The organism is Pseudarthrobacter linnaei, from assembly GCF_055412825.1.
On sequence record NZ_JBVAYX010000036.1, the window covers coordinates 23041 to 33355 of the forward strand.

The following is a 10315-nucleotide window of genomic DNA, read 5'->3' on the forward strand; positions in this document are numbered from 1 at the left end:
GCTTCCACTCTAGCCATATCGGCCCGGTCAGGTGCCACCGGATGGAGCCCGGGCAGCAGAAAAGACCCGGCCTGCTGTCCGGGTCTTTTCTGTTGGCACCGGTTCTGCCGGTGACTTTGCAGCTGTTACGGCTGGACCTACTTGAAGCTGGCCCCTACCAGGCCGCGCGTGGCGGCCACGAGCTTCATCGGGTCCTGGGACCCGGCAGGCGGGATGTAGACGGCCACGGACTCGGCGAATTTCAGCACCATGCCGGTGCTGGTCTCCTTGCCGCCAGCCAGGGCCGCCGCGTCGTCGCCGATCGTCAGCTTGTCGCCGGCAGCCTTGGGGGTGCCATCGAACGCGAAGTCCAGGCGGCCCATGGCCAGCGCCCCTCCGTCGGCAGTCCGGAACACCACAACACTCTCCGGGACCATCTTGTGGGTAAAGGCGAAGGTGCCGTTGACGCCCGAGTTCACCACGTCGGCCTGGTAGGCCAGCGTGTCCGCAATGTACGGGGAGGACGCGCCCTCGGCGAGTTTGTCCTTGAAAGCGGACTCGGCGGCGTTCAGCCGGTCGCCCAGCCCGGCCAGCGCTTCCTCGCCACTGTAGAGCAGACCCGTCTTGTCTGCCGGTGCCAGCGTCTCGGTACCGCCGCGGGCGATCCCCGGGAAGGTCGTTCCCGGCTGCAGCGGCGTGGTGAGAACCAGCTTGTAGTTCTCCCGCGGGGAGGCCTGGGTCAGGGTGAGCAGCTGCGGAACGACGTTGCCGTCGCCCTGGGTGACCGCCATGACCGTGCGCGGCCAGCTGCGCTGCTCGGTGACCACTGTGGTGAGGAGCTTGGTGGCGCGGACCGGCATCCGGGGCTCGTACGAGCCGACCTGGGAGCGGATCTTGTAGTTCTGCGTGCGGACCTCGAGTTCGGGTCCGGCCACGCGCGGCTCCAGCTTGCTGGCGTCCTTGGCCGCGTCCCCGGCGTCGGCCGCGCTGGCAACCTGTTCCAGGATGCGGCGGAACTGGGCATCAACCAGGACCGGAGACGCCGGCGCCTGCTCCGCGGCGGCAGAAGAAGTGGCCGGGGACGGGGCCGGCGTCTGGCTGGCCTGGGCCGCCGCGCCGCTGCCGGCGACAGCGGTGGCTGTCAGCACCGCCACGGCCGCTCCGGAACGACGCAGGCGCTGTGCCATGGTGGCCGGTGCGGCGGTGAGCTGCTGGGGGGCGTTTTTCGGGGCTGCGTTCTTCGGGGCTGTGTTCGTCGAGTCTGCGTTTGTCGGCGCGGCGGCTTCGGAGCCCGGCGGAGCAGTGGCCGTGGAACCGGCGGCCGGCTTGCCGCCGCCGTTGCCGGAACCGCTGTTGCCGGTGCCGGTTCCGGCGCGGTAGCCCGTCTTGGGCTTGAGCACCAGCAGCGCGGCGCCGGCCAGGACCAGCAGGCCGCCGATCACCATCAGGGGAATGGCCCACGGGGTGGAGGTGTCGTTCGGGAAGGTCATGGTGATAGACGCGGGGGCCGGCTTGGTGCCGTCCGTCGCGAGCAGCAGCGCCCAGTCGCCGTCGGCCGGCGGGGTCCAGTTGTACTTCAGCTCGCCGCTGGCGTTCTCCGTGCTGACCCAGAGGTCCGAGCCGGCCGGCGAGGGCGCCGTGGCTTCCCCGTCAGCATGGGTCAACTGCAGCTCCTTGCCGTCTTCGGAGACACCGGAGACGGTGTTGTGCGCGGCGGCGCCAACCCAGGCATCGACGTCGTCAGGGCGGCCGGCGGCCAGCATGAAGCTGCCCTCGCCCTTGACGTTGATCGTCACTGTGCCGTCGTGCAGCGTGCGGAGCTTCTCGTCAATGACGGTCAGCGGCGCGGCGGTGGCGCCTGAGGGCGCGGTAGCCGTCAGGGTCTCCGGCGGAGCCCAGAACGTCTTCTGGCCGATTCCGGCCAGCAGTGTCAGGAGGCCCAGCAGCACTAGTGCAACTGCAGTCTTGAAACGCAAAATATTACCTATCATCAGCGGACACGTAGCTTCAATAGTAACCGTTTTGTTACCACGGAGTCAGATCGGGTTGTTTGTCAACCCCTTCCCGGGTCCCCGCGGCAGCCCAGAAAGAGCGCCCTAACAAGCCTGCTGATAGTGTTTGCGGTGATCATCACACTGGGGCCGCCGCAGCGCCTCGGCCGGGGATATACAGAGAATAAAGGGCTTTCAACGCAGTGACTGGACACACGGACTCGTCCCCCTCAGGACCGGAAGAAACCAAGGAATCCGGCAGTACGGTGGACAGTCCGCAGGCGCAGGTTTCCCCCCGCCGCGTGGCCCTGGCCGGGGTCCTGAACTCGATGGCCCACCGCTTGCGCCAGCCCCTGCCGGGAGCCCAGCCGCGGCTCCGCTTCGAGATGCCCCCGGAGCAGGAGGACGACGAGCCGACGTCCGAGACCGAGGCTGGCGCCCGCTTCGGCAATCCGGGCCCGCGGATGTCCTCCCAGCATCCCCTCTATGTCGGATTCATGGGTACGGTCGGTGTCGGTGTCGCCCTGCTCGTCTACTGGATCGGCTCCAACACCACCCAGCTGATCCTTTGGATCGTGGCGGCACTCTTCATCGCCCTGGGCCTGGACCCGGTGGTGCGCTGGCTCGAAAGGAAGAAGCTCCCCCGCGCCGCGGGCATTGTGGTCGCCGTTTCCACCCTGGCCCTGGGCGTCGCGGCTTTCTTTGCCACGCTGATCCCCACGATCGTCCAGCAGGTCACCCAGATCGTCGAAGAGGCGCCGCGGTGGATCACGGAATTCATCAACTCCGACTTCTTCCGCAGCATCGACAACCAATACGGGGTGCGCGAACGCATCACCCAGGAGCTGGAGAAGTTCGTCAACGACCCGGAGGCGATAGGCGGCATCTTCGGCGGTGTCGTCGGATTCGGCTCCACCGTGGCCAACGGGCTCTTCGGCGCCCTGATTGTGCTGGTGCTGAGCCTCTACTTCCTCGCCGCTCTGCCGGCCATGATGAAATGGGGCTATCGACTGGCCCCGCGGTCCCGGCGGGCCAGGGTCCAGGCCCTGTCCGAGGAAATCACCGGGTCGGTGGGAAACTACGTGATCGGCCAGGCCGTCGTCGCCATCGTCAACGCAACCTTCGCGTTCATTGTGATGACGATCGTCGGCGTCCCGTTCGCCGTGTTGCTGGCCTTCGTGGTGGCCCTGCTGGCCTTCATTCCGCTGGTTGGCGGCCTGATTGCCGGTGTCATTGTCACGCTGATCGCCCTCACGGCGGGGTGGCAGACCGCCGTGGTCTACGCCGTCTGCTACTTTGCCTACCTGCAGTTCGAGGCCTACTTCATCTCCCCGCGCATCATGCAGAAAGCCGTCGCGGTGCCCGGCGCCGTTGCGGTCATCTCGGTGATCGCCGGCGGCAGTCTGCTCGGTGTCCTGGGCGCGCTGATCGCCATCCCCACTGCGGCCGCCATCCTGCTCCTGGTCAAGGAGATTTTCATCGTCCGCCAGGACAAGCACTGACACTTTCCGCCAGAGGAGAGCCGCTGCGTGGATCCACGTAGCGGCTCTCCTTTTCCGCAGCAGAAAGGCGCTCAGGCGTGCGCCGTGGCCACTGGGCCGGCCCATTCCTGCGGCAGTTCTGTCCCGGCGCCGGCTCGGCCCGGGAGCACTTCGTCGACGATTTCATTGAGCACCCGGCCGGCGTACTTCTCCCCCACCCACAGGTGCCTGGCGCCGTCGACGCCCACGACGCGGGCCTGCGGCACCGCCCGGAAACGCTCCGTGGCCTCGGCCGGCTGGAGGTAGTCGTCAAGTTCGGGGACCAGGACCTTGAGCGGCTTGCCGGAGGCTGCCCATTCCTTGAGGTGCACCTCCGTGGCGCGGTGCAGCGGGGGCGAGAGCAGGATGGCACCTTCCAACGCGGCGGCCACCGGTTCCGACGCCCCATACATCAGCGCGAGCTCGGTGCCGAAGGACCAGCCCACCAGCCAGCGGTTCGGCAGGGCCCGGTCGACGGCGAACTTCACGGCCGCCTCGACATCGAGCCGTTCGCCGATGCCCTCCTCGAACATTCCCTCGGAAGTTCCCCGCGGTGACCCGGTGCCGCGGGTGTTGAACCGGAGCACGGCAATTCCAGCCAGGGCGGGCAGCCGGTAGGAGGCTTTCCGGTAGACGTGCGAGTCCATGAAGCCGCCGTGGGTGGGCAGCGGATGGAGCGTGATCAGGGTGGCCTTCACCTCGCCGGACTCCGGGAGCGCCAGCTCGCCGACCAGCCGGTGTCCGTCACTGGTGCGGAGCTCCACGTTCTCCCGGCGGGCCGGGAGAACGGTGGAGGCACGGATCGCGGTCGGTGCGGACGGCTGGCTGAAGACGTAGGACGCCGGGTCAAAACTCATGCGTCCAGCTTAGCGAAGGCGGCCGCCGAAGCAGTCCGCGCCGGCAGTCAGCGGTACCGGTAGCTGCGTGAGGTCCAGCAGTTCGTATGCCAGTGCCGCCGCTCCGCAAGGCCCGCGGCGGACCCGAACAGATGGGATTCGGACCACACGACGAGGTGCGCCACGCCGGGCAGCACCGCCGTCGAACAGCCCGGACAGATATAGGTCTTTTCCGCACGGCCTGCGGTTACGGGCCGGACCGACCACTCGCCGTCCGGCGCATTCTCCCGCCGCGCAAAGCCCGAGCGCGCGCGTTCCAGGTCCAGCTCCGGCACGGGTCCGCCCTTCACTCCGGGCTTGGCGGCTTTGCCCGGGCCGGCTCGTCCTGACACGGCTCGGCGGGGGCGGTTGGAACGGGGCATGGTTCCATTCTGCCCCAGTCCGGGTGCCCGGTGTCCCGGCAGACGGTAGTGTTGACCGGGTGCGTTTAGTCATAGCCCGTTGCTCCGTTGATTATGTCGGCCGGCTCAAAGCCCATCTCCCGCTCGCCACCCGGCTCCTGTTGGTCAAGGCCGACGGTTCCGTTTTGGTCCACTCCGACGGCGGATCCTACAAGCCGCTGAACTGGATGAGTCCCCCGGCGTCCCTGCGGGTTTCCACCCCCGACGAGGTCGACGTCGAAATCGGCGTGGTCGAGCAGTGGACCGTCCAGTCGGCCAAGACCGATGACCGCCTGATCATCAACATCCATGAGCAGCTGCATGACACCTCCCATGAGCTGGGCCAGGACCCCGGACTGATCAAGGACGGTGTGGAGGCGGACCTGCAGCGGCTCCTCGCCGACCAGATCGAACTCCTCGGCGCCGGATTCTCCCTCATCCGACGCGAGTACTTCACCGCCATCGGCCCGGTGGACATCCTCGCCAGGGACGCCAAAGGCGCCACGGTGGCCATCGAGCTCAAGCGCCGCGGGGACATCGACGGCGTCGAACAACTCACGCGCTACCTCGAACTGCTCAACCGGGACCCCCTCCTGGCTCCGGTCCGCGGGATCTTCGCTGCCCAGCAGATCAAGCCACAGGCCAAGGTCCTGGCAAACGACCGCGGCATCGACTGCGTCACCCTCGACTACGACGCCATGCGCGGCGTCGACGACGTCGAATCCCGGCTCTTTTAGAACCCCCTGCGCCGGCCTTGACCCCGGCTATGAGCCCATCGCCAGTGCCAGCTGCTCCCTCAGCCCGGCAAGGTGAACCTGCCCCGATGTGTCCACCGGGATAGTCGGGCCGAGCGACAGGGGAGCTGCGTGCGCCGCCCAGTCGGCCCAGGCCGCTGCCGCCGCTGCCGCCGCTGCTCCCATGGAATGAATCCTATGCCGCCCGCGCGATTCATAGCGGTCCCGGGCCAGCTTCGGGTCGATCTCGCACCGGATCCCCACCACCTCCGGGCTCCCCGACTGGGCGATACCTTCGGCCACGTAGTCAAGGTCGCGTGGCCGGTACCACCACGATTCGACAATGGCGGTCCCCGGAATCGAAGCCGCCAGCTGCCACGTGGTTTCAGGCGCAATCTGTCCCAGCCGGCGGCCGGCAACATTGCCGCAGGCGACCCCGGCCAGCATTTCCTTCAGCTCGTCCTTTGAGATGACCGGCACGGACAATGCCTCACCCAGTTGCCGGCTGAGTGTGGTCTTCCCCGAGCCAGGAAGGCCGTTTACCAAGATAAAAGATTCAGCCATAGTCCATTGTGGCGTCAGAGCAGGAATGCCGCCGGGAAGCGGTTGCCCGGCATGGGTGAAAGGCCCTGCGGTATTCCGCGGTGAAATCATTCGTCGATACTTTGCACAACTTTTTATGTCAATTGTGCGCCGGGCCCGTTGACCTGACGCAAATGGCATGAAATTCTTATACCAGTCTTTGTGTAGGTGTTTTTTCATGCTCGCAAGACATGTTGCGAGCGTGAAGCTCCTGCCGCCGAAGTCCGGTTGATCCGGTCCCACAGCCAAGGTTCTTCTCGCGGAGTGACCAAGTCCGGCACGAAGTGTGCCGGCCTTAACCAGGATCCATAATGAGGAGATATACATGGCACAGGGAACCGTCAAGTGGTTTAACGCTGAAAAGGGCTTCGGCTTCATCACCCCGGATGACTCCGATGGCGATGTCTTCGTTCACTACTCTGAGATCCAGACCGGTGGATTCAAGACCCTCGACGAGAACGCTCGCGTTCAGTTCGAAATCGGCCAGGGCGCCAAGGGCCCCCAGGCTACCGGCGTGACGCTGGTCTAGTACCCGCAGCGGAACTGCCAGCGGCAGTCCCCGCGCAGAAATGGTCCCCGGCCTTTGCGCCGGGGACCATTTTTTTGCCTCAGCGCACGAGGGTCCGCAGCAGCCGCGCACTTTGCCGCACGGACAGTCCGGGCAGATAGGCCCGGCTCAGTGCCCTGCCCATGGCGGGCAGCTGCAGCGGGTCCTGGTAGTAGAGGTACAGCGTCCGGTAGTCGGGTTTGAACCGGGACTTGAAAGTCGCCAGGGAACGGAACCCGTACACGGGCTCGAGGGCCTTCCCGACAACGTCGAGGATTCTGGCCAGCGCCTCGGGTCCGGCCTCATCGCGGGGAGCACCCGGGACCGTGTCAGCTTCCTTCGCCAGCGGGGATCCGGACAACGAGATGACCTCCACCGAGTTCCGGAGCTCCTGTACCGCCGAGGCGATCAGGAACTCCATGACGCCGGGGAACGCAGCGCCGCGCCGGCGCATGAAGTCCAGCGTCCAGCTCACGAGGCGGCCGTCCGCATAGACCGGCAGCCAGCTGGTGACGCCCTGGATCTGCCCCTCGGCGTCCACCGCGAGGCAGCAGAGCACCTCCGGGTCCTCAAGCTCATCGATGCCACCGAGCGTGAAGCCCATCTCGGGGACGGGCTTCTGGGCGGCCCACTCCTCCGAGACCTCGCTCAGCTGGGCGCGCACCGCCGGCGCGAAGTCGGCGTAGCGGCCCCACACCGCGCGCACCCCGGTCTTCTTGGCCCGGTTCAGGGCGGTCCGGACGTTCTGCCAGTCCTTGCCCTTGAACTCGAGCGAGCGCACGGCCAGCCGCGTCTCCTGTGCCACCGCCACCCGCCGGAACCCGCGGCCCTTCAGCAGCGGCCACAGCTCGTCCGTACAGGAGTAAAAGCACGGAATGAGGGCATGCTCGGCGCAGTACCGGATGAAGCCCGACGCGGCCTCCTCGTGGAATGCCGCCGGACCGAAGGGCCCCGCCAGCGTCAGCGCGACGTTGCCATGCTGCTGGTAGGCCACTCCCCCGCGGCCGTCCGGCGAGAACCAGTACTTGTTGGGCTCCCACAGCGCCATCCAGGACAGCGAGTCGCCGCCCTGGCGGATCAGGCTGCGGGCCACGTCCCGATCGCCCGCGCCTGCGTCGCTGAGGTGCAGCCGGCGCTGCAGGACCAGCCAGACGGCGGCCAGGGCGACCGCCCAGAAGATGATGCCGGAGGCGGCGAAGAGGAAGGCCTCAACGGCGTCGCGGCCCTGGAAGATGCGGCTGTAGATTCCGGGGATGGGCAGCGGCAGGTACTGGCGGGAGAGCTCGGCAGCCAGGCCCAGCAGGCCGCCGTCGCGGTCCATGCCGCCGGCGGCCAGCCAGACTCCGGTATAGCAGGACGCCAGCACGAGCCACGTGCCGCCGACAACTGCGGTCAGGGCCCGGCGGGCGCGGGGAGTTGTCTCGACGCGGAACTGGCGGCGGTTCGCCGCGAGCAGGACAACGAGGACGAGCGGCACCACCACCAGGGGCAGCACGTGCACGAAACCGGACCCCATCACGCCGGTGTGCGGCCTGTTCGCGTACTGCGGAATCCTGGCGAACAGGGACAGGTACACGGCGGCCATGGCGGTCACGGCGAGCTGGAGGGTGATCGCGATCCGCAGGGCGAGCCGGCGGCCGTGGCGCATGCCGTCGGCACAGATGAGCAGCAGCACCACGGGCACCACCGCCAGCGCGAGGCCCAGCGGCCCGGCGAAATCGGCGCGGCCGGCCTCAAGACAGGTGGCGTCGACGGTGCCTCCGCAATACTGCTCGAGCTGGTTCAGCGTGGGCAGCGGGTTGAGCACGACGTCCCGCAGCAGCGCCAGTGGCCCGGTGGGGGTCCGGGCCGTGGCAGTGAGGATGGGTCCGACGGCGAAGATCGCCACGGTGAGGGCGAGCAGGTTGCGGGTTTCGCGTCCGGTGGAGCGGTGCCGGTGCAGGGTGCCCTTGTCGCCCTGGATCCACCATCCGGCCGCCAGCCCCGCCAGCGCCCCGGCGAACCCGACGACGGTCTCGGCATGCCCCACGTACAGCACGAGCATCAGCGAGACGGACACGACGGCGGTGCGCAGCCGCCGCTGCCACAGCGTGGGCAGGAGCCCGCTGGAAGCCAGCGACACCGCCAGGACCGCCGCGTACGGGCCCATGAGCCGCGAGTCCACCATCGCGCTGAGCCAGCCATCGTCGGCATAGCGGGCGAGTTGTGTCACCAGCAGGAACAGCGTCACCGCGGCGAACTGGGCGGCGAAGTAGAACACGGCCGTGCGCCGCGTACCGAGCTGCCGCTCGGCGAGGCCCAGCAGCAGGAGGATCATCAGTGCGGCCGCGGCGTAGGCCAGCAGGTTGGTGGCGAAGAACATTGAACTGAACAGCGACCACCAGTTCCCGCCCTTCAGCTCGGGGGCGCTGACGGACGCCACGTCCAGCAGTGATTCCGGCGGGCCGGAGAGGAAGCTTCCGGTGGCTGCGCCGGTGATCACGAAGACCGCGAGGACGGCGAGGGTGAATGGTATGGCCCGCAGATGGGCCAGCGACTGCCGCAGGCCCGCACGCCCCAGCCCTTGGAGGGAGCCGGCCCCGGTCCCCCGCTGCCCTTTAGTGGCTGCCGGGCTCACTGCGGGATGCCCCAACGGGACGCCAGGAAGTCCAGTCCGGCGGGCAGCCCCCTGGACCCGGTCTCCCAGGAGTGTCCCGCACCGGGGACCAGTCGCGAGTCCACGGTGAACCCGGCGGCGCGCGCGGCGTCGGACAGGACCTCCAGGTAGCCGACGAATTCGGGGTCCCGCTCGCCGGCGGCAAAGTAGATGGCGTGCCCGTCAAAGCGGCGCTCCCGCATGAGCCGCAGCGGGGTCTGGCGGTCGAAGGCCTCGGTGTCGCCACCGAAGGAGGCTGCAACGGTCTTCTCCCGCTCCTTGGCCAGGGCGGGTTCCTGCTCGCTGGAAAAGGCCAGTGCGGAGCTGTAGATGTCCGGATGGCGGGTCACCATCTGCAGGGCGCAGGTCGCGCCGAAGGAGAATCCCCCGGCCGCCCACCGCCGGGGGTCCGGATCCACGTCCAGGGTCCGGTTGATCCATGCCGGCACGTCCTGGGTGAGGAACGTGTCGGCCCGGGCGATCCTGCTGTCCATGCAAAGGGTGTTGGCCGCGGCGGAACCGTTCGGGTCCACGACGACGACCACCGGAGCCACGCCCCGGTGCGCGGCTGCGTACCGGTCCATGCGGCTGCGCAGTGCCCCGCCGGTGAGCCAGTCCGCCGGGGCCCCCGGCTGGCCGGCGAAGAGGACCAGGACGGGAAGAGCCGGACGGGGCGAGGCCTGGTAGGCCGGCGGCAGATAGACGTAGGCTTCACGGCTTGCAAAGCCTGAGGCGGTGCCGGGGATTCCGGACCGCCGCAGCACGCCGCCCACGGGCAGGTCAGCCGGAGGGTTCCACCCGGCCAATGGGACGGCGGCGGAGGGCCCCGGGGCGCGTTTCAGGCCGTCTTCCAGTGGCTGGATCCGGGCCAGGGCGGTACCCGTCAGGTCACTCACCGTGTGGTTGAGGCCAAAGTAGCCGTTGATCTGGACGGCGGAGAGCAGGACGACGCCGAGCAGGGCGGCCGTGGACACCGCCCTCGTCCGGGCCGGACGCCGGCGGCCGTTGTGGCCGGGGGCGCGGGCCCCGGCGGGCCGGGCGGCGGCCGGCC

9 protein-coding genes are annotated in these 10315 nt (G+C 68.3%); 3 read left to right on the plus strand and 6 right to left on the minus strand.

Features of this window, described 5'->3' with window-relative positions; all coding sequences use genetic code 11:
• Positions 1 to 137: 137 nt before the first annotated feature.
• Complete coding sequence (locus ACZYZ3_RS18750; protein WP_463965299.1) at positions 138 to 1970, minus strand: hypothetical protein; 1833 nt, start codon at positions 1968 to 1970, stop codon at positions 138 to 140.
• A gap of 329 nt (positions 1971 to 2299) precedes the next feature.
• Here ACZYZ3_RS18750 and ACZYZ3_RS18755 point away from each other — a divergent pair, with 329 nt between their 5' ends.
• Positions 2300 to 3472, plus strand: a complete 1173-nt coding sequence (locus ACZYZ3_RS18755; RefSeq protein ID WP_463965309.1) for an AI-2E family transporter — start codon at positions 2300 to 2302, stop codon at positions 3470 to 3472.
• Positions 3473 to 3543: 71 nt separating this feature from the next.
• Here the strand turns inward: ACZYZ3_RS18755 and ACZYZ3_RS18760 are convergent, their stop codons facing one another.
• Complete coding sequence (locus ACZYZ3_RS18760) at positions 3544 to 4347, minus strand: alpha/beta hydrolase (RefSeq protein WP_463965300.1); 804 nt, start codon at positions 4345 to 4347, stop codon at positions 3544 to 3546.
• Between the two features lie 47 nt (positions 4348 to 4394).
• The gene (locus ACZYZ3_RS18765; protein ID WP_463965301.1) at positions 4395 to 4748 is read right to left on the minus strand and encodes an Rv1322 family protein; all 354 of its coding nucleotides are present in this window, start codon (positions 4746 to 4748) and stop codon (positions 4395 to 4397) included.
• Between the two features lie 59 nt (positions 4749 to 4807).
• Here ACZYZ3_RS18765 and nucS point away from each other — a divergent pair, with 59 nt between their 5' ends.
• The gene (gene nucS / locus ACZYZ3_RS18770; RefSeq protein WP_056426140.1) at positions 4808 to 5503 is read left to right on the plus strand and encodes an endonuclease NucS; all 696 of its coding nucleotides are present in this window, start codon (positions 4808 to 4810) and stop codon (positions 5501 to 5503) included.
• Between the two features lie 27 nt (positions 5504 to 5530).
• On the opposite strand, the gene ACZYZ3_RS18775 is transcribed toward nucS, so the two are convergent.
• Positions 5531 to 6460 carry a P-loop nucleotide/nucleoside kinase family protein gene (locus ACZYZ3_RS18775; RefSeq protein ID WP_463965302.1) on the minus strand — a complete coding sequence of 310 codons (930 nt, stop codon included), beginning with the start codon at positions 6458 to 6460 and terminating at the stop codon, positions 5531 to 5533.
• Between ACZYZ3_RS18775 and ACZYZ3_RS18780 the strand changes: the two genes are divergently transcribed.
• Entirely contained in the window at positions 6408 to 6611 is a 204-nt protein-coding gene (locus tag ACZYZ3_RS18780) for a cold-shock protein (protein ID WP_024365900.1), read from the plus strand. The genes ACZYZ3_RS18775 and ACZYZ3_RS18780 overlap by 53 nt on opposite strands.
• A 79-nt stretch (positions 6612 to 6690) precedes the next feature.
• Here the strand turns inward: ACZYZ3_RS18780 and ACZYZ3_RS18785 are convergent, their stop codons facing one another.
• On the minus strand, positions 6691 to 9246 hold the full coding sequence (locus ACZYZ3_RS18785) for a bifunctional lysylphosphatidylglycerol flippase/synthetase MprF (protein WP_463965303.1): 2556 nt from the start codon (positions 9244 to 9246) through the stop codon (positions 6691 to 6693).
• Positions 9243 to 10315: alpha/beta hydrolase (locus tag ACZYZ3_RS18790; RefSeq protein ID WP_463965304.1), on the minus strand; the 1073-nt coding region annotated here is incomplete at its 5' end. The genes ACZYZ3_RS18785 and ACZYZ3_RS18790, both read right to left, overlap by 4 nt.

Coding starts and splice junctions, on each gene's coding strand:
- ACZYZ3_RS18780 (WP_024365900.1), top strand. CDS start 6,408: ATGGCACAGGGAACCGTCAAGTGGTTTAACGCTGAAAAGGGCTTCGGC.
- ACZYZ3_RS18755 (WP_463965309.1), top strand. CDS start 2,300: ATGGCCCACCGCTTGCGCCAGCCCCTGCCGGGAGCCCAGCCGCGGCTC.
- ACZYZ3_RS18765 (WP_463965301.1), bottom strand. CDS start 4,748: ATGCCCCGTTCCAACCGCCCCCGCCGAGCCGTGTCAGGACGAGCCGGC.
- ACZYZ3_RS18760 (WP_463965300.1), bottom strand. CDS start 4,347: ATGAGTTTTGACCCGGCGTCCTACGTCTTCAGCCAGCCGTCCGCACCG.
- ACZYZ3_RS18750 (WP_463965299.1), bottom strand. CDS start 1,970: ATGATAGGTAATATTTTGCGTTTCAAGACTGCAGTTGCACTAGTGCTG.
- ACZYZ3_RS18775 (WP_463965302.1), bottom strand. CDS start 6,460: ATGAAGCCGAAGCCCTTTTCAGCGTTAAACCACTTGACGGTTCCCTGT.